This is a genomic window from Leptospirales bacterium, from assembly GCA_019694655.1.
GTDB lineage: Bacteria > Spirochaetota > Leptospiria > Leptospirales > Leptonemataceae > SSF53.
Window position 1 is genome coordinate 24,025 of sequence record JAIBBN010000003.1, and the last position, 23,857, is coordinate 47,881.

24 protein-coding genes are annotated in these 23,857 nt (G+C 59.1%); 12 read left to right on the plus strand and 12 right to left on the minus strand.

The annotated features are described in order from the left end of the window. Positions 1-51 precede the first annotated feature (51 nt). Positions 52-297, minus strand: a complete 246-nt coding sequence (locus tag K1X75_06010; protein MBX7057602.1) for a hypothetical protein — start codon at positions 295-297, stop codon at positions 52-54. 176 nt (positions 298-473) lie between these two features. Between K1X75_06010 and K1X75_06015 the strand changes: the two genes are divergently transcribed. The 8 genes from K1X75_06015 to K1X75_06050 all read left to right on the plus strand — a co-directional run bounded on the left by K1X75_06015 (position 474) and on the right by K1X75_06050 (position 12,915). Continuing rightward, complete coding sequence (locus K1X75_06015) at positions 474-2,573, plus strand: efflux RND transporter permease subunit (GenBank protein ID MBX7057603.1); 2,100 nt, start codon at positions 474-476, stop codon at positions 2,571-2,573. 18 nt (positions 2,574-2,591) lie between these two features. Beyond that, on the plus strand, positions 2,592-3,650 hold the full coding sequence (locus K1X75_06020; GenBank protein MBX7057604.1) for an efflux RND transporter permease subunit: 1,059 nt from the start codon (positions 2,592-2,594) through the stop codon (positions 3,648-3,650). Beyond that, positions 3,647-4,963: a TolC family protein gene (locus tag K1X75_06025; protein MBX7057605.1), complete on the plus strand. Its 1,317-nt coding sequence runs from the start codon at positions 3,647-3,649 to the stop codon at positions 4,961-4,963. Before K1X75_06020 ends, K1X75_06025 begins: the two co-directional genes overlap by 4 nt. Before the next feature lie 16 nt (positions 4,964-4,979). Further along, entirely contained in the window at positions 4,980-5,444 is a 465-nt protein-coding gene (locus tag K1X75_06030) for a hypothetical protein (GenBank protein MBX7057606.1), read from the plus strand. 118 nt (positions 5,445-5,562) lie between these two features. Beyond that, complete coding sequence (locus K1X75_06035; GenBank protein MBX7057607.1) at positions 5,563-6,831, plus strand: hypothetical protein; 1,269 nt, start codon at positions 5,563-5,565, stop codon at positions 6,829-6,831. 101 nt (positions 6,832-6,932) lie between these two features. Beyond that, positions 6,933-8,204, plus strand: a complete 1,272-nt coding sequence (locus K1X75_06040) for a TolC family protein (GenBank protein ID MBX7057608.1) — start codon at positions 6,933-6,935, stop codon at positions 8,202-8,204. Positions 8,205-8,224: 20 nt separating this feature from the next. Continuing rightward, entirely contained in the window at positions 8,225-11,383 is a 3,159-nt protein-coding gene (locus K1X75_06045) for a CusA/CzcA family heavy metal efflux RND transporter (protein ID MBX7057609.1), read from the plus strand. 59 nt (positions 11,384-11,442) lie between these two features. Then, a complete protein-coding gene (locus K1X75_06050) occupies positions 11,443-12,915 on the plus strand; it encodes an HDOD domain-containing protein (GenBank protein ID MBX7057610.1) in 1,473 nt (490 codons plus the stop codon). Between the two features lie 44 nt (positions 12,916-12,959). Here the strand turns inward: K1X75_06050 and K1X75_06055 are convergent, their stop codons facing one another. The 3 genes from K1X75_06055 to K1X75_06065 are packed head-to-tail and all read right to left on the minus strand — an operon-like array spanning position 12,960 to position 15,420. After that, a complete protein-coding gene (locus K1X75_06055) occupies positions 12,960-14,225 on the minus strand; it encodes a hypothetical protein (GenBank protein MBX7057611.1) in 1,266 nt (421 codons plus the stop codon). 11 nt (positions 14,226-14,236) lie between these two features. Further along, complete coding sequence (locus K1X75_06060; GenBank protein ID MBX7057612.1) at positions 14,237-14,731, minus strand: hypothetical protein; 495 nt, start codon at positions 14,729-14,731, stop codon at positions 14,237-14,239. Beyond that, a complete protein-coding gene (locus tag K1X75_06065; protein MBX7057613.1) occupies positions 14,728-15,420 on the minus strand; it encodes a hypothetical protein in 693 nt (230 codons plus the stop codon). The genes K1X75_06060 and K1X75_06065 overlap by 4 nt, the downstream gene beginning before the upstream one ends. A 270-nt stretch (positions 15,421-15,690) precedes the next feature. Here K1X75_06065 and K1X75_06070 point away from each other — a divergent pair, with 270 nt between their 5' ends. Next, positions 15,691-15,978, plus strand: a complete 288-nt coding sequence (locus tag K1X75_06070; GenBank protein MBX7057614.1) for a transposase — start codon at positions 15,691-15,693, stop codon at positions 15,976-15,978. After that, a complete protein-coding gene (locus K1X75_06075) occupies positions 15,936-16,826 on the plus strand; it encodes an IS3 family transposase (GenBank protein MBX7057615.1) in 891 nt (296 codons plus the stop codon). The genes K1X75_06070 and K1X75_06075 overlap by 43 nt, the downstream gene beginning before the upstream one ends. Before the next feature lie 63 nt (positions 16,827-16,889). On the opposite strand, the gene K1X75_06080 is transcribed toward K1X75_06075, so the two are convergent. The 3 genes from K1X75_06080 to K1X75_06090 form a co-directional block, all read right to left on the minus strand. Then, on the minus strand, positions 16,890-17,177 hold the full coding sequence (locus K1X75_06080; protein ID MBX7057616.1) for a DUF2442 domain-containing protein: 288 nt from the start codon (positions 17,175-17,177) through the stop codon (positions 16,890-16,892). Between the two features lie 188 nt (positions 17,178-17,365). Further along, on the minus strand, positions 17,366-17,857 hold the full coding sequence (locus K1X75_06085; GenBank protein MBX7057617.1) for a hypothetical protein: 492 nt from the start codon (positions 17,855-17,857) through the stop codon (positions 17,366-17,368). Then, on the minus strand, positions 17,854-18,369 hold the full coding sequence (locus tag K1X75_06090) for a hypothetical protein (GenBank protein MBX7057618.1): 516 nt from the start codon (positions 18,367-18,369) through the stop codon (positions 17,854-17,856). Before K1X75_06090 ends, K1X75_06085 begins: the two co-directional genes overlap by 4 nt. 215 nt (positions 18,370-18,584) lie before the next feature. Between K1X75_06090 and K1X75_06095 the strand changes: the two genes are divergently transcribed. Both K1X75_06095 and K1X75_06100 read left to right on the plus strand, forming a co-directional pair. Beyond that, positions 18,585-18,752 (plus strand): type II toxin-antitoxin system HicA family toxin, encoded by a 168-nt coding sequence (locus K1X75_06095; GenBank protein MBX7057619.1) that lies wholly within the window; start codon positions 18,585-18,587, stop codon positions 18,750-18,752. A 3-nt stretch (positions 18,753-18,755) separates the two neighbouring features. Then, positions 18,756-19,181 carry a type II toxin-antitoxin system HicB family antitoxin gene (locus tag K1X75_06100; GenBank protein MBX7057620.1) on the plus strand — a complete coding sequence of 142 codons (426 nt, stop codon included), beginning with the start codon at positions 18,756-18,758 and terminating at the stop codon, positions 19,179-19,181. A 65-nt stretch (positions 19,182-19,246) separates the two neighbouring features. Here K1X75_06100 and ccrA read toward each other — a convergent pair whose 3' ends face one another. From ccrA to K1X75_06125, 5 genes are all read right to left on the minus strand, one after another. Next, positions 19,247-20,491 (minus strand): crotonyl-CoA carboxylase/reductase, encoded by a 1,245-nt coding sequence (ccrA, locus tag K1X75_06105; protein ID MBX7057621.1) that lies wholly within the window; start codon positions 20,489-20,491, stop codon positions 19,247-19,249. A gap of 104 nt (positions 20,492-20,595) precedes the next feature. Continuing rightward, complete coding sequence (locus K1X75_06110) at positions 20,596-21,312, minus strand: hypothetical protein (protein ID MBX7057622.1); 717 nt, start codon at positions 21,310-21,312, stop codon at positions 20,596-20,598. Then, a complete protein-coding gene (locus K1X75_06115) occupies positions 21,282-22,010 on the minus strand; it encodes a hypothetical protein (GenBank protein ID MBX7057623.1) in 729 nt (242 codons plus the stop codon). The genes K1X75_06110 and K1X75_06115 overlap by 31 nt, the downstream gene beginning before the upstream one ends. Further along, positions 21,980-22,336: a hypothetical protein gene (locus tag K1X75_06120; protein MBX7057624.1), complete on the minus strand. Its 357-nt coding sequence runs from the start codon at positions 22,334-22,336 to the stop codon at positions 21,980-21,982. Before K1X75_06120 ends, K1X75_06115 begins: the two co-directional genes overlap by 31 nt. Continuing rightward, positions 22,337-23,857, minus strand: a complete 1,521-nt coding sequence (locus K1X75_06125; GenBank protein MBX7057625.1) for a hypothetical protein — start codon at positions 23,855-23,857, stop codon at positions 22,337-22,339.

Genomic DNA, 23,857 nt, shown 5'->3' on the forward strand with positions numbered 1-23,857 from the left:
AGCATCGGCGCGATGCGGCGCGCTCCAGCAATCCTGCTACTGCTCAGCCTCTTAATCATCCAGGCGGCGCATCTTGACGGGTGGCACTTTCATCTCAGCGCCGGCGGGCTGCCTCGGCTTTGCCAGCATGACGATCACGATGCCGCCGAGGAAGCGGCGCATGCCGCTGCCAAAGAATACGCCGCAGCAAGCCGCATCGCCAATCAATTGAGCGCTATCCGATGCCCCGAACAATGGCTGCCAGCGTGGGCTGTCACGCCGCCGCTGGATGCCTGTCGCCCCTTTCACCAGCTGCATGGACTCCCGGAAGCCTTGCCGGCGCTGGATTTGCCTTTCATACAATCCAGTATCTTGGTAGGCGCTAATGCGATGCGTGCGCCGCGTTCAACCGCGCGGCCGATCCGGGCGATTCGCGGCCCGCCGCTTTGCTCCTGATCTTTTTCGACGCCGCTGGCGTCTGAATCAGGAGGAGCATGAATCACTCTGCAGAAAGATCGCAGCAGGCGGCGGGGCAAAGCCCAGGTCCGCTGGATCGCATCATCCATTTTTCAATTGAGCGACGACGCCTTGTTGCCGCCGCGGCGCTTGTTCTTGGCGCATTCTTTGCAGTGTGGGTCCCGACGCTGCCGGTGGATGTCTTTCCCGATCTCGATCGGCCCGTGGTTACGGTATTGACCGAGGCCCAGGGACTGGCCGCCGGCGAGGTCGAGACGCAAATCACTGTGCCGCTGGAGCAAGCGATCAGCGGCGCGCCCGGCGTCAGCAGTTTGCAAAGCGCAAGTCGCCGCGGTCTGTCGATGGTCTCCGTCTACTTTGATTGGCAGGCGGATCTTTTCCGCTCCCGGCAGATCGTTGCCGAACGCTTATCAACGCTCAACGATCGACTGCCGGCTGGCATACAGGCAAATCTGGCGCCGGCCAGTTCGATCATGGGCGAAGTGCAGATGATTGGGCTGTATCCGACCCAGAACGATGGCGCTCTGCCGCTGCAATTGCGCGATTTTGCCGACTGGCGTCTCCGGCCGCGCTTACTCTCCTTGCCAGGCGTATCAGCGGTTACTGTACTTGGCGGCGATCGTAAGCAGTACCAAATACTTCTCGATCCTGCGCGGCTGGCCGCCGCTAACATTGATCTGGGCGTCGCTGCCGAATCGCTATCCGGCCTGGGACTGAACAGCTCCGGCGGCGCAGTGCATCTGCCGGACCGCGAGATTGCGCTGCGCGTAATCAGCGATATCTACGATCCGCAAGAAATTGGTTTGGCCACACTTGGATTTCGCGGCGGGCAGCGGGGACTTCCGGTGCGCGTCGCCGACATTGCCGCCGTCCGCGTTGCGGCTGCGCCGCCCGTTGGCGACGCCGGAATCAACGGACTGCGCGGCGTCATCGTTGCAGTGCAAAAGCATCCCGGCGTTTCCACCCTGCAACTGGATCAGGCAATAGCCAGGCGCGTTGCTGAATTGCAGCGGGAGCTTCCGCGCGGGGCGCGGATGTCAACGCAGATCTTCCGCCAGGCGGACTACATCGAACGGTCACTGCACAATATTGCCGCCGCTATTCGCGATGCCAGCGTCATTCTCTGCATCGCCCTGGCCATGTTTCTCTGGAATGGGCGCAGTACCTTGATATCCCTGGCCGCCATCCCTCTTTCGCTGGGCGGAGCGGCCGGCGTTCTACACCTCCTCGGGCTCGAGATCAATACAATGACTCTCGGCGGCCTGACGATTGCCGTGGGCGAACTGGTCGATGATGCCATTGTTGATGTCGAGAATGTGCATCGCCGTCTGCGTGAGAATGCGCTGCGTCCGACGCCGGCGCCAGCGTTGCATGTGATCTTTGCGGCCTCGCGCGAAGTTCGCGCCAGCATTGTACTCGCGGTCATGACAGTCATTCTGGTGTTTCTGCCCGCGCTCTTTCTGGACGGGATCGAAGGCCAGCTCTTTCGGCCGCTGGCGGCGGCCTATATTTGCGCTGTATTGAGTTCGCTGGTCATTGCTCTGACTTTGACGCCAGCGCTTTGCGCACTGTTGCTATCCGGCGAAGGCGCCATTGCGCCGCGTGAAACAAAGCTACTGCAAGTCTTGAAGGCGGCGCAACAACGCAACCTGCGGCGCTTATTTCAGCGGCCGCTGCTGCCGGCGCTTATGGCCTTGCTGCTATTCTTGCTCAGCGCAGCTTTGTTCTGGCAAATGCCGGCGGAGTTCTTGCCTGATTTCAATGAAGGTAGTTTGACTATTGAGTTGCAGAGCGCGCCCGGCGTTTCCCTGCCGGAGAGCGTGCGGCGCGTCGAGCAAATTGAAGCCTCTATCCGCCGCGTCCATGGCGTCGTTTCCACTGCCCGCCGCACCGGGCGCGCCGAAAACGATGAGCATGGCGAGGGCCTGCACTCCGCTGAACTGGAGGTCCTGCTTCATCCGGCGCTCAGCGGCGCCGCGCGGCAACGCAGCCTGGCGCGCATCCGCGAACTGGCCAGCGAGCGCAACGACGTGAATGCGCATATTGGACAGCCAATCTCACATCGCATCGATCACATAGCGACAGGCATTCGTTCGCCACTGGCGGCTACGGTATAGGATACAGATCTGGAAGTCTTGCTCTACCAGGCGCACCGTATCGGCGAGATCCTTCGTAGGCGCAGCGATGTGCAGGGCGTGTTTGTGGAAACCCCGGCCTTTGCGCCGGAATGGAAACTGAGCGTGGAACACCCTCAGGCCAGTGCAGCCGGTCTTTCGCCGCCGCAGATTGCTCGTTTTCTAAGTCTGGCGCTTGGCGGCCGCAGCGTGGGTCGCGTCTACGAGGAAGAGCGCAGCTACGAAATCATCATGCGCCTGCCGGACGCTGTGCGCCGCAGTCGCCAGGCGCTGGCGGCAATCACGCTGCACTATCGGCCGGACGGCAGCGCCGTACGTGTGGGCGATGTCGTCGACATCTATGAGAGCGAAGGTCCTTATGAAATTCTGCGTAACAACGGCGAACGACGGATGACCGTCCAGTTTGCCAGCCGCCCCGGCGCCGGCGGGCTGGAGGTTGCTCGAGCGGTGGAGCGCGATCTGCTCTCGCAGTTGCAGCTGCCACAAGGCTATCGCCTGGAGATGGGCGGACGACTGCGGGCCCGGCAGACTGCTCTCGAGCGTATGGCGTGGATCAGTCTGGGCGCGCTGGTCTTGATACTCGGCGGTCTCTACTGGCATTTTCGCAGCTGGTCGTTGTGTCTTCAGGCGCTGATCAATTTGCCGCTGGCCTTCATTGGCGGCGTAATTGCGCTCTGGATCAGCGGCGCAGGCATCTCCGTGGCCAGTCTGGTTGGCTTTGTTGCTCTGGCCGGCATTGCAGCGCGCAACGGTCTCTTGATGCTGACGCGATTTGAACGCATGATCCACGAGGAGGGCCGCGAATTCAATCGCCAGACAATCATCGCTGGCGCGCTGGATCGTCTGGCGCCGGTTCTGATGACAGCCTCTTGCGCTGTGCTTGGTCTGGCGCCCGTGCTGCTTGGCGGCGCAGCGATCCCCGGTCGGGAGATACTGTTTCCGGTGGCGACGGTCATTGTCGGCGGACTCCTTTCTTCTACGTTGCTTGATCTGGTACTGACGCCCTTGCTCTACTACTTGCTCGGCCGGCATCGCTACGCGCCAGAGGCCTTGCCATGAGTCGCCGTTTCATATTTCGCCGCATTGTCGGCGGCGCAGCGGGCCTGGCAACGTCGCTGTTCTGCATCTATCTTCCATGCGGACTTGACGCGCAAACCAGCGAGCTGCAGGCGGCGCCGGACTGGAGCGCCTGGTTGGAAGGTCTCTGGCAGCAAGCGGAGCAGCGGTCGCCTGGCTTTCGCAGTCTGCAACGCAGCGAGGCGGCAAGTCAGGCGCGCAGCGATGCCATTCCCCGCTGGTGGCGGCCAGATGTGGATGGCGAGCTGGGCGGCGGCGTGGCTGCCAATGCGGCTCGTAGCGAGGGCGGCCCGCTGGCGCGACTGAGCGCGCGCTGGGTGCTCTGGGACGGCGGACTGCGCGACGCGCAGCGCCGCCAAGAACAAGCCGAAATCGGCGCAACGCGAGCGCAGGCGGAACTGCGACGTATCGACCTGCGATTGCGCATTGCCGCCAGCGCCGCCGGCGCCTGGCAGAAGAGAGAACAGGCTCTGGCCTTTCAATTGCGCGGCGCCCAGGCTCTGCGCCTTTCACGTTTGCTGGCGCCGCGCGTACGCATCGGCACAGCTGCGCCAGGCGAGATCGCTGAGATGCAGCAAATCGCGCGCACTGCACAGCTCGAGCAGGATCAAGCAGAGCGCGAAGCAATCTGGCACTTGCGTGAATTGACGACGCAGTGCGGCAGCGAGTTGGAGCTGGCCCTGCCGGCGGCGGCGCCGGCCTGGCCCGCGCTGCCTTTACGCGAAATAAAATTGGAAGAAACAGCGTTCGGTCGCTACCTTGAAGCGGCCGCGCAATCGGCGCAAGCCGCCAGCGATCGACAGCACGCCGAGCATTTCGCGCCTCAGGCCGCGCTGGAACTCTACGGCGGATGGGGTCCCTTTCGCGATGCGCTTGATCGGCAGCGTCCGGAGCTTGGCCTGCAGCTTGGTCTGCGTGTGCCGCTGCTTCGCAGTGCAGACGGCGACGCCCTGCACCGCTCCCATGAAGCGCAGCGCGATTCTCGCTTGCTGGCCCTGGAGCAGGAGCGCCTGGAAGCGCAATTGAGTTTGCAAAAGCTTGAACAACAGCGCCTCGCCTTACATGAGGCCTTTGCAACCTGGAGCGAACTTGCGACCACAAACCGCAGCCTTTTGCTTCAGGCGGACCGAGAATTTTCCCGCGGCTTGCGCAACGCCGCCGATCTGGCTGCCGCTCAAGACCGCGCTCTGGAGGGCCAGATCAAGTGGCTGGAACTCCGTCGTCAGCTCATCTTGCTGGATCTGGAATATGATCTTTTGATTCAAAGTATACGACCGACTGCCGGCGCAGAGTAGCAACGGAGGAACAGACATGATCGACGTAAAGATTCGCGCCCTCAAGCTCCGCTCTGCTGGCCGCTGCGCAATCGCGATGGCTCTGGTCTGCGTTGCAAGCGCCGCGCTTGCTCACGACGACCATGGTCACGAACATCCCTTGCGACTGCCGCCGCTTGGACCGCATGGCGGACGACACGCCGCTCTCGGCATACACCATGTGGAGTTCAGCGCCAGCGGCAATCGAGCCTGCTTCTATTTTTTGGAGCCGGACATGAAGACCGCTTTGGATGAGGGCCTGCAGCCGGAGATTCAACTGGAGGAGCGCCGTCGCGCGCCGCGGCGACTGGCGCTTGTGCGCGATGGAGATTGCTACGAAGCCAGCCTGCAATTGCCGCGTTCTACGCGGCGCGTACTCTTTCATGTGCGCGTCGAGATCGAGGGCCAGTGGGAGCATGCGGTTCTGCTCTATGAGCCGCGTCCCTGGCGCGCCGGGCCCTGAAGTCGCTGCATCGAACTGCGCCGAGCGGCTCTGGCGCCGGCTCTAAAACCGATTGCGCTTGGCGACGCAGTGATCTAAATACAGTCCCGCGGATGTCTGTCGTCGGCCAGGGGGCATTGTGATTCATCGTATACTTAGAGCGGCTGCCGTATTGATTCTTCTGTCTACTGGCGAGCTGATCGCACAGGACGAACCCTCGGAGGCGCCCGCCTCTGGCGGCGCAGAAGAAGTCCTGCCGATGAGCAGCGTCGAAGTGGAACTGAAGTTTTCGTCGAATTATGTGTTTCGCGGCTACGACTTTTACAGCAACTACGCCGTCCAGAACCACGAGGCCTACGGATCGCACAGCGGCGCATGGGTGTTTACGCCAAGCATCACCATCTCGCCGCCGGCGGAGGGATTGTGGATCAACTTCTTCAGCGCCTTTGCTCTGCAGGGCAGGCAGGATGTCGATGTGGATCGCCTGATCCAGAGCGGGCCTGGCGGCGCTGATTTGCTTTCCGGCCTGGAGGGCGCTGATGCCCAGATTGCGGCTCTGGCCGCCGCAGCTGGCAGCCCAACCACGCCAGCGGAAGCCATTGCGGCGGCTCTGCGTCCCGGCGATGGCAGCACGGGCAAGGCGATCGCTCCCGATTGTTCCAGCAGCTGCCTGCCGGGCTACTACAAGGAGGCAGTTGGACTCAAACGGCTGGACGAGATCGACCTGGGCATAGGCTACGAGCGCGAAACAAGCCTCGGACTCTTTGCTTTGCAATACTATATTTTCAATGGAGGCAATCCATCGGGGGCAAAGGGCGATGACTACTACGCTTACAGCGAGGTCGGCCTGGGTTACGCGCCGCCCTTCCTCACTCAGTTACGTTTCAACATCTTCATGAATGCTTCCTCGCGTTCGGAAGCAGAGAGCGCCGGCTACGCGCCAGCTGAACAGAATTACCAGTACTACCAGCTGGCCTATTCCGATTCGGCCGCGCTCAGCGATTCCGTGGGCCTGGACTACAGTCTCTCCGCCGGCTATGGCATCGCCAACCGACTGCAGGGCTGGCAGGACATCAGCGCCAGCATTGCTCTGACACTGTCCGGTTTCTCTCTGGGACTGAACGGCAGCTACCGTCCGGATCTGCGCTGGTACGATACGGACCAGATGGGCAAGGGCGCAGACGGATTGCCCGTCTGGCTGGTCGGCGGCTCCACACGGGCCGATGGACTGGTCGAGGATCCCTCGAAGATCAATGATCCGGTGCAGCGCGTCATCAATGCAACGCTCTCCCAGACCATCAGCGCTGGCGCAGGTTTCCCATCGACTTCCACCTATGTCTACACGCAGCGCCAGCGATTGCCGCGGCTGCTCTACTGGATTTCCGTCGCCTACAGCTTCCAGATATAGAGCCGTCCCAAAACCCTGCGCATCGGGTTTTGGGACGCGCCCTTCCAACAAGTACATCTGTACTCTTGCTGAGATGCTCCGAATCGGCTATGGTTCGGGTCATGTCGCCGATACGGGTCGCTCTGCTCATACTTTTGATCTCGCTGCCGCTGGCCGCTGAGCCAGCGGAAGGCGGAGGCCTGAACCTTCGCTCTGCGCTGGAGGAAGCGGCCGGGCGCAGCCTGGAATTGCGCGCCGGCGAGGCGCTGCTGAATGAAATGCAGATCGCCGTCGACTACGCCGCACAGTGGCGCAATCCGGAGCTGGACGTCGAGGGGGGGGTGCGCAGCGCCGCATCCGGCGGTCCGCTGGAACCGGGCGGACGCGCCGGGTCGTATCGTATCACTGTGGCGCAGCCCTTTCGCTGGCCGGGCGCCGCCGACGCTCTGCAGGGGATGGCCGCCGCTCGGCGCAGCATTGCCGCACTGCAGCAGGAGGAAGCGCGCCTCTTGCTGCGCCAGCGCGTGGCCGGTCTCTTTTATGCCATTGCCGCCAGCGATCGATTGATCGACAGAGCCAATGACCGATTGCGACGGCTGGAATTAATTGAAATTTACTTACGATCGCGCCCATTTCTTTCTCCTGCGCAGCAGGCAGAGCGCAATCTGGTTCGCGATCGTCTGCGCATCCTTGGCCGCGAGCACGCCGATCTGAGGGTGCAACAGGCTGCGCTCTGGACTCGCCTGAACATCTATCTGCAGCGCGAGCAACGTCCAGCATTGGAAGCGGACTGGCTGCCGCAGGCCGCCGCGCCCCAGGCCGGAGAATGCCAGCGGCTGCGCAGTACAGCCCTCGAACGCAATTCGCAGATCCAGATCCAGGGCGCAACTCTGGCGGCAGCGGAGGCCGAGCTTCGGCGCGAACGGATTGCGCGCTATCCAGAAGCGGCCGTCACGGCGACCCTGTCCGAAGATGGATCGCCGCTTGGCGAGCGTTACCTGGGATTTGGCCTGCGTTTGCAACTGCCGCTGTTTGACCGCAACCAGCGCGGCGTGGCCATGGCCGAGGCGCGTCTGCAGGCCGAGCAAATACGCCTGCAACAGCGTCGAACGGAGATCGACCAGCTGCTGAGCGAATCCTGCGAGCGAACGACGGCCGCCGCGGAGAATCTCAATCGCTTTCCGCCATCGCTTTTGCAGAGGGTCGACGCCAACCTGCGCGGCGCAGATCAGGCATTTCGCACCGGCCGCCTGGCGCTATTGACTTTTCTGGAACTCGACTCTGCGAGCTTTCAAACCGCCCACGAGGTTTACCAGGCGCAGGCCAATTTCGCGCTGCAGTGGATGGGTCTCTATTCCCTGGCCGGCGAGTTCTCCTTGCCCGCCGCCCCTTGAATCATCTGGAGGAAAAGGTAATGCTTGAAAAATTAGTTTCATTTTCTATTAAGAATCGGCGTTGGGTGGCTGCAGGGGCTGCCATTCTTTGCGCAGCTGGCATCTATTCGGCGTTGCGGCTGCCCATTGATGCAGTGCCGGATATTACCAACGTGCAGGTGACCGTCAATACCAACACCGGAGCGCTGGACCCCGCTCAGGTTGAAACGGCGGTCTCCTATCGTATTGAAACCGAGCTATCCGGTCTGCCGCAGGTGCGCGAAGTGCGATCGCTTTCGCGATTTGGTCTGTCGCAAGTAGTTGTGGTCTTTCAAGAAAATGTCAATATCTACTGGGCGCGCCAGCAGGTCAGCGAGCGCCTGCAAAGCGTGGCCGAAGAGCTGCCGGCCGGTCTTCAGCCGCGCCTGGGTCCGGTATCCACTGGCCTTGGCGAGGTCTTTCTCTACACGCTGAGCGCCCGTCCAGGCAGCGCCCTGGCTTCGCGATCCGAGGAAGAGCGACTGCTTTATCTGCGCACGATTCAGGATTATGTGCTCAAGCCCTATTTGAAGGCGCGGATTCCAGACGTAGCCGAGATCGATGCTATCGGCGGCTACTCCCGCGAGATTCATGTTGAGTTGGATCCGCCGCGCATGGGCGCACTGGGCGTCACGCTGGAGGAAATGGTCGATCGGCTGGCGACGGTGGGCGAGAGCGTAGGCGGCGGCTACATCGAGCGCGATCGGAGACAGATTGTAGTGCGCACGCGCAGCGCGGCGCCCGGTCTGGAATCGCTGGCAGCGCTGCCGGTGCGCTTGAATGTTTATGGCGCGCCGATCCGACTCCGCGACGTGGCTCGCGTTCGCGAGGGTCACCGCCAGCGGGTGGGCGCTGCGACGCTCAACGGCCAGGAGACGGTGCTGGCGACGGTGATGATGCTGCTGGGCGCCAACAGCCGTCAAACAGCGCTGGCGGCGCGCGCGGCGCTGGCTGCCGCGCCGCTGCCAGGCGATGTAATTGCGACGGAGGTCTACGGTCGGGATTTTCTGGTAGATAGCGTCATTCAGACTGTACTGCGCAACCTTGCCGAGGGCGCGGCGCTGGTTATCGTTACGCTGCTGCTTATTCTGGGCAATGTGCGCGCCGCCCTGCTGGTGGCCCTGGCCATTCCAGTTTCGATGCTGGCTGCCGCCGTCGGTATGGAGCGCTTTGGCGTATCGGCAAACTTGATGAGCCTTGGTGCGATTGACTTTGGACTGCTGGTCGATGGCGCGGTGGTTCTAATAGAAAACTTGATTCGTCGTATGCAGCACATCGATCCTCGCCAGCTGAGCTTTTCGGAAAAGATGGAACTGCTGCGCAGTTCCGCCGCCGAGGTAGTGCGCCCGATTAGCTTTGGACTGTTTGTGATCATGGTGGTCTACGCCCCGATTCTCAGCCTCGAGGGCATTGAAGGCAAGATGTTTCGACCAATGGCGCTCACGGTGTTGATGGCGCTTGGGGCCAGTCTGGCTGTGGCCCTGCTGCTGATGCCAGCTCTGGCGATGATCTTCTTGATGAGCAAGCCGCCGGCGCACAAGACGCCAGTCGCCTTTGTCTGGCTGCAACGCCTCTATCAGCCAATGCTGGATTTCGCCCTTCGGCGCACGAAGTTGCTGGCGGCGCTGGCCGCCATCGTGACCGTCGTTTCGTTGATGCTCTTTCAGCATCTGGGGGCCAATTTCATTCCACAGCTTGGCGAGGGCGATCTGCTGGTCAGCTTTGTGCGCGATCCCTCGATGAGTCTGACTGCCTCGATCGAAGAGCAGAAGCGCGCCGAGCAAATTCTATTGAAGTTCGGCGAAGTGGAGCGCGCCTCTGCGCGCATTGGCACGGCGGAATCGGCTTCCGATCCGATGGGCGTCTACATGGCGGATACTTTACTGATACTCAAGAAAGATCGCGAGCAATGGCCGCTGGTCGATGGGCACAGGCGCAGCGTCGCGGAATTGCGTGAAGCGATCCGCGCCAGCATGGAAAAGGAATTCCCCGCTGCCGAAATCTCTCTCAGTCAGCCGATTGAGTTTCGGTTCAACGAAATCCTGGAGGGCAGTCGCGCCGACGTGAACCTGCGCATCTTTGGCGCCGATCTGGAGCAGCTCTACGCGCTGCAGGGGCGCGCTGCCACGCTGCTGGAGTCGATGCCGGGCGCCGAATCGGTGGAGCTGGATGCGATCACAGCCCTGCGCAAGGGGCCGGCCCTGAATATCAATCTGGACTACCAGCGCCTGGCGGCCTCTGGAATCTCGCTGGCCGATGCCAATTTTGCGCTGGAAACGGCGATGAGCGGGCGCCGCGTGGGCAGCTACTTTGAACAGGACCGTCGATTTCCCATTGTGCTCCGCTTGCCTGAGGGACATCGCAATGATCCAGGGCGCATTGGCGCCATCCCGGTGGGTCTGGGCGACGGCGGGGCCATGCCCATCTCGACAGTCTCCCGTCTGGAACAAAAGGAGGAAATCATCAACATCGCCCGCAACGGCGCGCGTCGCTATGCGGCGGTGGCCATTGATCTGTCGGACGCCGATACCCTGGGCTTTGTGGAGCGAGCGCGGCAGGCCGTCGACAGCCAGCTGCACTTGCCGGAGGGCTACTATGCCGAATGGGGCGGACAATTCTTGAATCTGCAGAGCGCCCGGACGCGGTTGTTGATTGTGACTCCGCTGGTGCTGGCGGTTATCTTCCTTACGCTGATGCGCAGCTTTGGCAGCCTGCGCCAGACCCTTTTGGTCTTTGTTTCCATTCCCTTTGCGGCCTCGGGCGGCGTACTGGCCCTGGCGCTGCGCGGCATCCCTTTTTCGGTTTCCGCGTCCGTCGGCTTTATCGCCCTGTCAGGAATTGCGATCCTGAATGCGATGGTGATGGTTTCGTTTATCAATCAATTGCGCGCCGAAGGCCGCTCGCTCTACGATGCGGCTCGCGAGGGAGCGATGATTCGATTGCGGCCGGTTTCGATGACGGCGATGGTGGCCAGTCTGGGCTTCTTGCCCATGGCCATCAATACTGGCCTGGGCGCCGAAGTGCAGCGGCCGCTGGCAACGGTGGTCATTGGCGGCTTGATCACGGCTACCACGCTCACTTTGCTCTTGCTGCCCGGTCTGTACATCCTGCTGGAGCGACGTTGGTCGGACGGCAGGTCAGTTGCGACCGAATCTGGTTGACCTGGGGGGGCTGAGGCGGCCACATCGGCCCCATGCAGGCGGCGCCCGATTTAGAGGCAATGAAGCGAAAGGCGGTCGGGCTGCTGCGTCAGCAAAACCGCGTTCGCTTTTCCTTCCCATATTTTACGCCGCTCTATAGCGATTTGACCAGCTACTTGATCAGTCGAGTCCTTGGCGCCTACCAGCTTACCTTTCTGGACAATGTTGCGCTCACGCTGCTGCGAGAGGCCATAGGCAATGCCACCAAGGCCAACTTGAAGCGCGCCTACTTTCGCGAGAAGAAGGCCGATATCGAAAATCCGGAAGTCTATGCAAAGGTCATGGAGGACTTCAAGAGCGAAGCGGTGATGGATTCGCGCCGCTGGCTGCCGGCGATCGAGGCCTATGGGCTGATGGTTCATCTCTATCTGGAGATGAGGCCAGATTCCTTTCGCGTGGTCGTTGAAAACAACGTCGGCATCACTCCCGTCGAACTGAGTCGTATTCGCTCCCGTCTGAAGCTCGCTGAAAAAATGGATTCCATCGCCGAGGCCTTCGAACATGGCTTTGATGAATCGGAGGGCGCCGGGATTGGACTGTTGCTCAATCTGATCTTGCTGCGCAAGAGCGGCATCGGACAGAAGAACTTCGCCATTCAATCCGACGGCAAACGTACGCGCGTCAGTCTGACCATTCCGCGCAATTTGCAGCGACCGGGCGTGGCCGAAGAGCTGGGCCAGCGGATTGCCGATCACGTCGAAAACCTGCCGACCTTTCCGCAGGCTATCCAGCGCGTGATGGATCTCTGTGATAATCCAGATACCGGTCTGCCGGCCATCGCTCGCGAAGTGGAACGCGATCCGGCGCTTGCCGCCAGCATCCTGCGCCTGGCCAACTCCGGCGGCTTCATCAGCGGGGCGCGCGCCGAAAGCATCAGTCGCGCCGTGTCCGTCATTGGCGCCAAAAACGTGCGGCAGCTGGCCCTGGCGCACTCCAGCAAACAGCTCTTGAATTCGCAGTTTCCAATTTTTCAGCAGTTCTGGACGCATGCCGCTCGCTGCGCCAACTATGCGCGCGGCATTGCCGAGGCCTGCGGCCAGCGCAAACACGGCGACGTGGCCTACATGGGCGGTCTGTTGCACGATATCGGCAAGATCATTCTGCACGCCATCGATCCAGCGCAGGCCGGCGAGATCAGCGCCTTGCGCATTGATCGTACGGATAACTCAAGTTCTGTGCTGGAGGAAGTGGCCATGGGCGTCTCTCACGCTCAGGTGGGCGGTATGCTTGCCGAACGCTGGTCCTTTGGCGATCCGCTGCCGGACGTAATTCGCTACCACCACTCGGCCTTTGCCGCGCCCGCCGCAGCATCCATTGCCGCCAGCGCAGTACATCTGGCCGACGCCTTCTTGCGCGCCGAAGAAGGCCGCGCCAGCTACGTCTATTTTGACCAGGATGCACAGCTGCGCCTGGGTCTGCCGGATCCAGCGGCATTGCAAAATCTACACGAGCATCTCAAGACCCGCTTTGCGGGCCAGGAGATGCAGTGGTAGACGGCGCGCGTAGAGAATTTGGATTCTGGGCGAACTTCTCTTCCTCATGTATAGCAGATACCGGTTGCGAAGCAAAGTCCGACCAAGAACCAGAAATTGTCAGGCTGTGTTGCGATGACATCGTCGATTTGCTCCTTGGGCGCCTCATCAAAGGAGCCGCCCGGAGCGGGCGGATTCAAAGCTTCATAGTCGAGAATACTGATCGGGGCGCTGTAGGGCGTGTCCCAGTTGTGGTCGGCCATCCATTTTCCAAGATCATGACCCCAGATCATGTATCCTTTGTAGCCAGGATGGGCGGGGTCGCGGTACAGCGACCACGCGCCTGTGTAACATCCGCCGGCAGCGCAGTCCAGCGGCGAAACAAAGCGCGGATACATGTCGAGAAAGTGAATGCCTTCTTCGACGGCCATCGCCCTCTCGTTTTGCCAGTTGGCAAAGATCATCAGGCCTGGCAGCGTAGCCCATGAATTGTCTTTGGAAAGAAAAGTCTGGTAGGCGCAAAACCAGGCGAGGATGAAGTTTGTGTTTGTGCAGCGATCGGCCTCGGCAAACGAGAAGATCTGCAAAAAAAGATTACCGATCCACTGTAGCGGCGCGCCAAGCAGACTTTGCAGCGCGAGTTCGACCTTGTGAAATTCGGATACAAAGGTATACGGGTCATTCAGAGCCTCGCCCAGCGGCGGATCGCAGACGTTCCAGAAGAAGGGATCGCCGTGGAAGCAGGGCTTGGGCGGGCCAGAGATCGGGCCGCGCCCGACCGTCGGGAAGTTTCCCATCCAGAGCAGATTGTCGCCGGGATTGGCAACGCCGCGGTGCCTCAGCATCAGCTTGAGCAGTCGCACTACCTTGCGCTGATTCTGATTTACATGCTGCACGCTGACTTGGAATCGCCAGGGCATCCAATAGACGACGACCGAGTTGTAGATCACATCATTGCCGCCAATTTCCACGGCATAGCGGGTGGCGGTCGTGCATTTCAACTCCCTGGCGCAGGCCAGGATATATTCGTAGAGCCCCTTGGTAGTCATTGCCGAAACGGCCAGATTCTGCACATTCCAGTTGCGATTGGCGCCAAGTTTCAGATAGGGCAGCCAGCCATCGGGGAATTCTCCGTATCCGGGAATTGTGATCAGGTCCTGGCGACTGTCGCCAAAGAAGGTGACGCTGGTGCCGGCGTTGTAGTTTTGACCGTTGGAGAATTGGATGTTATCAGGGCGGGGCCAGCGGAAATGCTGACTGTATACCGGGCCTGGCATGAGCAGAAACGCAATGCCAACCAGCGTTGCGGTCAATGCTGTGAAATGCTTCATTTGAGTTCACCTCAGTTGAATTGAACTGTCAAGGTACCCGGTCCGCTCTTTGCCTCAAAATAGTGGGCGGCGTTATTACCGACGCTGCAGCCGGCCGGGCCGCTGATACTTTCCGGGACGCCAGGACCGCCCGAATCAGCAACCGTAGACCCGGGGGAGAAGCCGGTGCAACTTTTCAATTGAATGTATGCGTCTATTCCTGCACTGGGTGTAACAGTGAAACTCCAGGGATTGGCGGAGCAGCCAATCCCAAAGATTGGAGACAAAGTGCCGCCCCCCGGGCTCAAACTGGTGGTAGCGCTGTCTCCGGGTGAATAATAACGGACATCGGGCAAATCGCACGGAATATATTCGCGATAGATGCCAAAGAAGATAAAGCCACGGAGCAGGTTGTCGCTGGCCCGTTTTGTTCCGAAATCGTACGGACCGTGGTCATCGTGAGTGCAGGCGCCAGCGCTGAGTAATAGCAGCAACAATGCGCACAAGTATTTAATCTGCGCCTTCATTCGATGCGATGCACGCCGCGACGGCGCAGCTCCTCATTGACTTTTGTCCGGTAGGCCAGCAGGTTTTCAATGCTGAGTTCGAAAATCTCCTCGGGTATGCCATACTCCGGATCGTTGTTCAAGCGACTGGTCTCGGCAATCACCAGTGCGCTGGCAAGGTAGCGGCGCAGCGCTTTCAATTCGTCGATGCTCATTGCCGGCAGCGACTGCTCCATGGCCGCGCCAAATTCAGCAGCAGCCGCGCTTTCCGATTGCACAAGCGCTTCGACGTCCAGCGGCGTTTCCTCGCCAGCGCTACCGCGATCCCAGTCAGCGCTGACCGTGGCCTCGATTTCGTCGCTGGTCAGGGCCTGATAGGCAAGATTTTGGCGAGTTCGCTGCGACTGCTCTTGCCAGGCTTCTGCAGTTTGCAGCCCGTAGAATCCGAACTGTACGACTGCCTCCTCCGCTGCGTGCTGTTCCTCGGAACTCATCGAATCAAGATTGTCGGGCGCCGATTCCAGCGGCGCTGGCGGCAAGTAGGGAATCCAGAGACGCCTGCCGCTGGTCGGATAGGCAGGAAATGATTCCCCATTCTTGTTCGGTTCGATCCCCTGATCAACAATCCCGATGCAGCCGGCCGCGGACGCAATCAAGGCAACAATGGAAACCGCAATCCAGTAAAGCCGGGGGGGGGGAGCATAGCCCATTGTGAAATAGGCGTCTTTAGCAGTTCAATCGTTTTTTGGTTCTGGATGGCGGCGGATGTACGTCTTTTGCGAACGAGCCGGAAGGAGCGTCGGCCGGCGGATTGCAACTCTTCCAGATTGGAGCCGCCCGATGCAGGCAGAGGCCGGGAACATTCCTACCGTCATCGCTTTTCTCCGATTATCAAGCATCGGTCGGTCGGGGACAATGAACCTGCCCCCAATGAGTTGCCAAATGCAGGGCGGTCTCCAGAATGAAAAGGAGATCGAGAAATGGGCAGGAAACGCAAGAGCAAATTTGACGAGGATTTCAAGCGCAACGCCGTGAAGCTGGCCCTTGAGGGTAAGAAAACCCAGGCCGAGATCGCGGCTGACCTGGGCATCAGCGGCTATACTTTGAGCCGCTGGAAAGATGAGCTACTCTCCGAGGGGGCTCTGGACAATGCCGGTCTGAGTCCGGATGCCGAAGTCCGGCGGCTGCGCCAGCAGCTCGCGATCGTAAGCGAAGAGCGCGACATATTAAAAAAGGCCATCGCTGTCTTCTCGCGCCTGCGTCGGTGAAATTCGCTTTCATGTTAAAACATGCCGGCGAGTTCTCGATGGAGAAGATGGCAAGAATGCTGGGTGTCAGCCGTGAGGGATTTCGAAAGCACCTGTGCGCGAAAGGACGGGCTCCGAATCCGGAGCTGGTAGAATTGGTTCAGCAAGTCCATCGTAAAAGTCGGCGACGCTATGGAGCGCCAAAGATATGCGTGGAAATCATGGAAATGGGAACTTTGGTGACACGTAAGACCGTGGCAAAAGTCATGACAATGCTCGAAATACGCGGCGTTTCGCGGCGAAAAACGAAGCCGCGAACCACAGATTCGAACCATGACGGGCCGATCGCCCCAAACTTGCTGGGGCGAGTTTTCGACTGCATTGCTCCGAACACGGTGTGGGTCGCAGACATCAGCTATCTGGCGACACGCAAAGGCTGGGTATATCTCTCGTTGGTCATCGATCTGTTCTCGCGACGCATCGTCGGTTGGACTGTCGCCGATTCCATGCATGCCGAACATACGGTCAGGGCGCTGGAGAAAGCGATCCAGGCGCGGCGTCCGCCGGCCGGGTTGACCTTTCACTCTGATCGCGGCTCGCAATACGCTTCAAAGGCAGTACGCCGGGTTCTACAGCGCGAGAAAATGATGCAGAGCATGGCGCGCAAAGGCGACTGCTGGGACAATGCGGTCGCCGAATCAACGATTGGATTGATCAAGGCAGAGACTACTGAGCGGATCTTTGACAATCTTGAGGATGCCGAAAAAGAGCTGTTCGAGTATATCGAGGTATTCTACAATCGGCAGCGAAGGCATTCAGCGGCCGGCAACATGTCGCCGGCCACATACGAAAAACGAATGGCCGCTTGATCGTTTGCCAACTTAACGGGGGCAGGTTCACAAGGATGACTATTGGGCAAGAATACAGCTTGTTTACGGTAAGCTTGCCGCGCCTTTCTCTTTTACCGGAAGCTTCTGTCCTAACATGTCCTCATAGTAGAGTACTTGAGTATCCAGGTCCATGCCATTTGGCCATGCAACACAACCACTGACCGGATCGACACTGGCCCGCGCAAACTCGGCCGGGTTTGCGAGAATTTGAAACACACCCTCTGCTAGCAGTTTGCTGGCATCAAAGCAGAAACTCTTCCCATCATCAAACGTGATATCGAGGCGGAAGCTCTCAAGCGGACGGACAGATTGAACACGATGCAAGTTCATGGGACTCAGGGCAAAGGTTCAATTTGAGGCAGCGGCTTCATTTCGACCGCGAGCTGCCAAACAGTCTGCAGATCAACTTTATGAAGGTCAATCCATTCTTTCATGAGCCTGGAGGCCCTCTGCTGCCAGTAAGAATAGAGCTATAACAATAAGAGAAACCTTCGCATACCGATCCATTTCTTGCTCTCCTAATTGAACTGAATCAACAGATTCCCCGGCCCGCTCTTTGCTTCAAAGAAGTGCGCCGCATTATTGCCGACATTGCAGCCGGCAGGTCCACTGATGCTTTCCGAAACGCCGGGGCCGCCGGTGTCGGCTACAATCACAGGAATTCCGCCGCTGCAGCTCACGCGATCAATTACGGCATCGATTCCTGCACTGGGCGTGACTGTAAATGTCCACGGATTCGTTGAGCAGCCAATTGCATAAATCGGAGACAAAGCCCCGCCTCCCGGGCTCAATCCTGTGGTAGCGCTATCTCCCGGTGAAAAATATCGGACATAGGGCGAAGTGCACGGAATATATTCGCGATAGATGCCAAAGAAGATAAAGCCACGGAGCAGGTTGTCGCTGGCCCGTTTTGTTCCGAAATCGTACGGACCGTGGTCATCGTGAGTGCAGGCGCCGGCGTTGAGCACAAGCAGCAACAGCGCGCTTGGATAATTGATTGGCGTCTTCATTCGATTCGATGCACGCCGCGACGGCGCAGCTCCTCATTGACTTTTGTCCGGTAGGCCAGCAGATTCTCAATGCTGAGTTCGAAAATCTCCTCGGGTATGCCATACTCCGGATCGTTGTTCAAGCGACTGGTCTCGGCAATCACCAGTGCGCTGGCAAGGTAGCGGCGCAGCGCCTTCAATTCGTCGATATTCATCGCCGGCAGCGACTGCTCCTGCCATCCTTCTGCCGTTTGCAGCCCGCAAAAACCAAATTGGGCGATGGCTTCTTCCGCAGCTTGCTGCTCATCGGCAGTCATTGCATCGAGATTGTCCGGCGCAGACTGCGGCGGCGTCGGCGGCAGGTACGGAATCCAGAGACGCCGGCTACTGGTTGGATAGGCTGGAAAGGATTCCTCATTCTTATTTGGCTCGATCCCCTGGTCGACAATCCCGATACAGCCAGAGAGCAATACGCTCCAGGCTACAATCGACGCCGTAAACAGGACTCTCCGGGGGGGGGGGGCATAGCCCATTGTAAAATAGCCGTCTTTAGCAGTTCAATCGGTCTTTGTTATGATCGCACGCAGTCCGTTGCGAAGCGCCGAGCCTCTGGTCCGCGCCAGTCTGAATTTGAAGCTCAATGCTGTCTTTCATGCCGCAGAGGACGAGTACCGGCGCGATCGCAGGAATCGATTGACTTTGCCAATTATAGTTGGCAAAGTGCTTCGTGCCACTGAGCGGTCGCCAGATGCTCGCCCTCTACAAGAGAGCGGGCTGGAGCATCCTGCGGCAGCGGGGCAGTCATGTGGTCGTAGGTAAAGGAGTAGAGCGCGAAACCATTCCGATGCATAAAGAGCTAAAGCGGGGACTGGAACGCGCCTTGCTGAAGCGTCTCGAATCATCAAGCGGAAAGTAATTTATGGTTTATCATTTCAAAACTCGCCGCAGCAAAGACGGCTTCTGGGCCGAATGCATTGAGCTGGAAGGGTGCCGCACTCAGGCAAATTCGCGTGAAGTACTGGAGCGCAATGCAAAAGAGGCGCTGGATCTGTACTTAAATGAGGCGGATGACTCCAGAATCCTATTCGCGGCGCCACGCCGGCGGCTTGCAGGACGTAACATCTTTGCGGTTGCGGTCGATCCTAAGATCGCCTTCGCCCAGGCCCTGCGCCAAACACGAATTCGGAGGGGGCTCAGCCAGAAGCAGGCGGCCAGAATGCTCGGGATGAAAAATCTCTATAGCTACCAGCGTCTGGAATCGCCTCGAAAAGCGAACCCCGCTCTGCTGACGCTTGCACGAGTAAAAGAAGTTTTCCCCGAAATTTCTCTGGACCACGTTGTCTGACGCCACGGGCTACAGAGGCCACGACCAGCGAGCCAGGTACATCTGGAGTTCGCCCGCAGCGGCCCTCAGCTGCGACCCTGACCGGCTTCTCTTGCGCCCACCAGGATAGCCATATTGCCATGGGGGTGCTTGTTTTCGCGCATCAACTGGTGGCATTCGCCGGTCTCTTCCCACTTGAAGGTGCGCGAAAGACAGGGATCGACTTTCTTCTGTAAAACCAGATCATTGAGACCCTTACAGTTTTCGTCGTTGGCAAAGTGCGATCCCTGCAAACGCTTCTGACGCATCCAGAGGTAGCGCAGGTCGGCGGTGGCGTTGAAGCCGCTGGTGCCGGCGCAGATCACCACCATGCCGCCCGTTTCGCAGACAAATACAGAGGTGGGAATGGTGCTTTCGCCCGGATGTTCAAAGACAATGCGCGGATTGTTACCCTTGCCGGCAATCTCCCAGATGGCTTTGCCAAACTCGCGCGCCGCTTTGGTCCATTCGACAAAGACCTCCGGCTTGTTGATGTCGCTGGTCAGTGCGCCCCAGTGTTTGAATTTGTTGCGATTGATGCAACCAGCCGCGCCCAGGCGCTTGCAGTATTCGATTTTGTCGTCGGAGCTGACCACTGCAATGGGAATGCCGCCGGCGGCTTTGACAATCTGAATGGCCATAACGCCCAGCCCGCCGGCGCCGCCCCAGATCAAAACCACGTCGCCTGGTTGCACCGAGTTTGGCTGCCAGTGGTGCAGCATGCGGTAGGCGGTAGCGCCGACCAGCATGTAGGCCGCTGATTCTTCCCATGAAAGGTGTCTGGGACGCGGCAGACACTGGTGGCCCTGCACCTTGCAAAATTGTGCAAAGGATCCCCAGTTGGTCTCGTAGCCCCAGATCAATTGCGATGGCGCCAGCATTGGATCTTTGCCGGCCTTTACCCATGGATCATTGCGATCCCAGATTCCGCAGTGGACGACCACCTCGTCGCCGACCTTAACGCTTTTGACATCGGCGCCAATCTTATAAACGATTCCGGAAGCGTCCGAACCGCCAATGTGGAATTCTTCCTTCTCGCCCTTCTTGTTGCGCGCGCCAATGACATCGACGGGATAGCCCATAGCCGCCCAGACGTTGTTGTAGTTTACGCCGGCGGCCATCACCGCCACCAGCACTTCGTCGGCGGCGATCTCCGGCACATCGATCAATTCTTGCTGAAAGGCCTTGACTGGCTCGCCGTAGCGGCTGGGCCGAATCAACTGCGCGTGCATCTTTTGCGGCGCCTCGCCAGGAGGGGGGAGAGTTCCAATGGGTACGCTTTCAATCGCCATGGGTGCGCAGGATTTGAGGCCGGGCCTGGAGCGAAATCAAAAAAGCGACGGGGATGGCTGCTGACGATTTGCCCGGCAGCGCCGGGGAGTGTAAACTACAACTATCACTGACCAAATACAGCGGGAGTCATCGGCGAACAATTTTCAAGCGCCGGATCATCGTTGGCTCCAGCGTCGCAGGCCTGAAAGAGCTGTCGTTTGGCGCTCGTCAATGCGGAATCTATTCCAGCCTCCGCTGACGACAGCGCTATTCCCTGGCGACAGCTGGAATTGGCCGCAAAGCGCTTGAGCCAGAGGGCCCCGGTTTGAAAAAGGCGAAGTTCGTTGTTGCTAAGCAGATTACCCTGCGGGCCAGCGGCGAATCCTGCAATGCTGCAGTCCGTTACTGTCGCAAAATTGATGTTGGCAGTATAGGCGCTTCTGCTCGCCCCCATTCTGGCAAACAACGGAAAATTCGGAGCAGTAAGGCTGGAAATGAAAGCGCTTTCGTTTGCGGCGTCCCCGGCGCAGAATAAATACTGATTGGCAACGGACGTAAATGACTCATTCAATCCAGCCATTTCCGCGGCAGTCCAGATCGCGCTGCCATCGCAATACTGCCGGGTCATCCCGGTGCAAAAGTAGATGGAGGTTCCGGCCAGCGATTCGTGATCGACGCGAATGACACAGGACCCTCGATTCCAGTATGCTTCGATGGCCAGCTGCTGCCAGAGGAGCGTACCCGTAACGCTGCCTTCAATATCTGGAGATTCGATTGCCAGACACCCGGAACTCTCCAGGCCCACAATGACTACCAGGCAAAGGCCCAGGCGAATTGCCATTGTGTTCCTCGGTAAAAATCGTCGCGGTTCGATTGCTCCTGTCGCAGCAATTCCAGATATTGACGAAGCGACGCCGGTTCTGCGGCGACATTCAAATCAGCGCCGGCCGCGTCTGTTCCAAAGTAGGCGTAGGCGTAAATAGCGTAGGCCAGGAAAGCAATCGTCGTCAGGCTTGCAACTGCTGAAAATTCTGTCCGACGCTGCCGGAATTTGGCCCTTCTGGAGTCGGCATTTATGAATTCTATGCTTTGAGCAATTGCACGATTCGCTTCCGCAACTCTATAGTAGGCAATCGCAGACAATGCGACGAGAGATACCTTCGCTATGCGTACATTGACATCAGAGAGCAGCGGAGGCGGATCTTCTTCGCCAAACCAGCGATAGCGCTGAGAGGCATCAAGTCGATAAATGGACTCCGCCGCCGCCAGAAGCGGATTGCTTCTGCTCGCCTCCGCTCGAAAGGAAGCTGGATGAGACGCGGAAAACCAGTCGATGGGAAATTCTTCGCCAACTGATTCGTCGCGCACAAAAACATGATCGCCCTGGCGCACGGATTCGGCCCGCACCACTCGTCCCTGGCGATCGGTAAGGAAGGGCATTTCTGAACTCTGCTGTGCAATCAAGCGCACCGGGATTCCAGAAATAGCCGCGAGCAAAACGATTGTAGCTATTGATATGCGCGGCGCTGTCTTGGCCATTCGATTGCCTCGCTATTCACCGTAGTAGTTTCTGCTCCTCGAAACTGAACCCGTTCGATCCCATCGCGCAGGAAAGTGCGGTAGCTTCGAAATTGAACCCAGCGTCCGACCTTGAAATCAGGCGGGTGCGGTCTAACGTACACCTCCATCAATGGCGGCGCACTGGCCCGGGGCGCCATTTGTATCGCGGCAGCGTGTTCTGGCAAGGGTCGACACTCTTCCACATCGTCTACAGCGGCGGATCCCTGTCCAAGCAGACGAAAAGCCAATCCAGCGGCAAGGAGCCAGCCGCCGAGGCCGGCGCTTATGATCAGAAATCTTGTCATTTATTTACAAATACCGAAAAAGAAGCAAAGCACCAGGAGTCCCAGATCCTCGCCAAATGGGTTTTCCGGTAATTCAGACCAGTCGCGCCAGGTATTTTTTGTAAATTCGAAGTCTGACAGGTATACATCGTATTCCAGCGATGCCATCTTCTGCGCGATTACCTGAGCCCAGAGCGCTGCGCCCGCGTTATTGGGATGGATACTGTCTTGGTAGAGTTCATTTCTGCCGGCCCAATCCAGGCCTGGATGCCGAAAGTAGGGCTCCATCGAAACATATTCTACCGTGCGTCGGTTCGTCCCGGGAATCGGAACACCCTGCACGATGTAGTTCTCCTGCATTCTGCGGCCGAGCATCACGATCATAGCCGAAACCGCCTTATCCTTGTTGGGCAGGGCGAACATCACAGCCCAGCCGGTTTCGTAGCGCGGCGTTTCCTGGATCAAATTCCAGAAGTCCATCCAGGGCATGCCCGGTTTTAGCCGGTCAAAGTAGCCATTGAGGCCTCTTTCATTCCGGTGCTGGAAGCGTGCTGCCGGATCCTCAAAGAGCCCGGTGAGGCTTGAGTTCATGCCCAGGAATCGACCCAGGGAGAGATCAACGCCCCGGCAGAAGCGCATCAGATCGGAGTTATATTGGACAAAAGGAATGATTCCGCGGTTGAAGCCCGTATAGCCTAGACGATCGTAGAGCCAGCCACGATATTTGTTGATTGCATCAAAAAATGGTTTTGCCGCGGCGCTGATAACCTTTTGAAGCGCTCCGCCTACCGAGCAAACAAGCCCCGTGCTGGCATTCAACACCTCGACGTCTTCGGTATATGCTCCGCAGAACTGTTCGATTAGATTTGGATCATCGAGCGAAAGTTCGTCAACCACGTTGGACGCCCTGTACGGATGATAGCCGACCAGCAGCACCGTGCGTCCATTCTGCTGCAGCAAAGCAATCATGCGTCCAATGTTGTTCAACGACGCGTTGACCTGATAGTGGGCATAGTGTGGATTGATGTAGCCGGGGATCGACCGGCCATAGCGGAATTCGTTGCCGCCAATTTCCATGATCACCCGTCCCGGCGTCGAATCGCGAAAGCGCTGTACGGTTTGGGGCGTGGCGCCCGTACCCAGGCAGCCCTCCACCCACTGTCGCTGGTTGAAGGCGACATTGCCGCTCACGGATGTATTTAAAATGCGCCAGGCGCCGCCGGTGCGCGGCGGCGGATTGGTCATGAAGTTTTCCCAGCGTTTCGTTACGATAGCGCCCGTACCGCTGCCGACTCGAAACACCGGACCATAGGGCGCCGCGCCCAATAGTGCGCCGACCGAGTCGCCAATCCACATGGCGTGAAAGGACTCCGGAGGACCGATATGCATCTCTCTGAAATCGCAGCGCCAGGGGCCATCGCCCGCCCAAACGTTGGCTGCGTCCGCCTGCACCTCCCCGCCATCGGGATTTGGCGGTGTTTGTGCGGCGAGGCTCGCCGCTCCAAGCAGGTAGAAAGCGATTGCAAATGTGGCGGTTCTCAT

Coding starts and splice junctions, on each gene's coding strand:
- K1X75_06010 (MBX7057602.1), bottom strand. CDS start 297: ATGCAGCTGGTGAAAGGGGCGACAGGCATCCAGCGGCGGCGTGACAGC.
- K1X75_06015 (MBX7057603.1), top strand. CDS start 474: ATGAATCACTCTGCAGAAAGATCGCAGCAGGCGGCGGGGCAAAGCCCA.
- K1X75_06025 (MBX7057605.1), top strand. CDS start 3,647: ATGAGTCGCCGTTTCATATTTCGCCGCATTGTCGGCGGCGCAGCGGGC.
- K1X75_06030 (MBX7057606.1), top strand. CDS start 4,980: ATGATCGACGTAAAGATTCGCGCCCTCAAGCTCCGCTCTGCTGGCCGC.
- K1X75_06040 (MBX7057608.1), top strand. CDS start 6,933: ATGTCGCCGATACGGGTCGCTCTGCTCATACTTTTGATCTCGCTGCCG.
- K1X75_06045 (MBX7057609.1), top strand. CDS start 8,225: ATGCTTGAAAAATTAGTTTCATTTTCTATTAAGAATCGGCGTTGGGTG.
- K1X75_06050 (MBX7057610.1), top strand. CDS start 11,443: ATGAAGCGAAAGGCGGTCGGGCTGCTGCGTCAGCAAAACCGCGTTCGC.
- K1X75_06055 (MBX7057611.1), bottom strand. CDS start 14,225: ATGAAGCATTTCACAGCATTGACCGCAACGCTGGTTGGCATTGCGTTT.
- K1X75_06060 (MBX7057612.1), bottom strand. CDS start 14,731: ATGAAGGCGCAGATTAAATACTTGTGCGCATTGTTGCTGCTATTACTC.
- K1X75_06065 (MBX7057613.1), bottom strand. CDS start 15,420: ATGGGCTATGCTCCCCCCCCCCGGCTTTACTGGATTGCGGTTTCCATT.
- K1X75_06070 (MBX7057614.1), top strand. CDS start 15,691: ATGGGCAGGAAACGCAAGAGCAAATTTGACGAGGATTTCAAGCGCAAC.
- K1X75_06080 (MBX7057616.1), bottom strand. CDS start 17,177: ATGAACTTGCATCGTGTTCAATCTGTCCGTCCGCTTGAGAGCTTCCGC.
- K1X75_06085 (MBX7057617.1), bottom strand. CDS start 17,857: ATGAAGACGCCAATCAATTATCCAAGCGCGCTGTTGCTGCTTGTGCTC.
- K1X75_06090 (MBX7057618.1), bottom strand. CDS start 18,369: ATGGGCTATGCCCCCCCCCCCCGGAGAGTCCTGTTTACGGCGTCGATT.
- K1X75_06095 (MBX7057619.1), top strand. CDS start 18,585: ATGCTCGCCCTCTACAAGAGAGCGGGCTGGAGCATCCTGCGGCAGCGG.
- K1X75_06100 (MBX7057620.1), top strand. CDS start 18,756: ATGGTTTATCATTTCAAAACTCGCCGCAGCAAAGACGGCTTCTGGGCC.
- ccrA (MBX7057621.1), bottom strand. CDS start 20,491: ATGGCGATTGAAAGCGTACCCATTGGAACTCTCCCCCCTCCTGGCGAG.
- K1X75_06110 (MBX7057622.1), bottom strand. CDS start 21,312: ATGGCAATTCGCCTGGGCCTTTGCCTGGTAGTCATTGTGGGCCTGGAG.
- K1X75_06115 (MBX7057623.1), bottom strand. CDS start 22,010: ATGGCCAAGACAGCGCCGCGCATATCAATAGCTACAATCGTTTTGCTC.
- K1X75_06120 (MBX7057624.1), bottom strand. CDS start 22,336: ATGACAAGATTTCTGATCATAAGCGCCGGCCTCGGCGGCTGGCTCCTT.
- K1X75_06125 (MBX7057625.1), bottom strand. CDS start 23,857: ATGAGAACCGCCACATTTGCAATCGCTTTCTACCTGCTTGGAGCGGCG.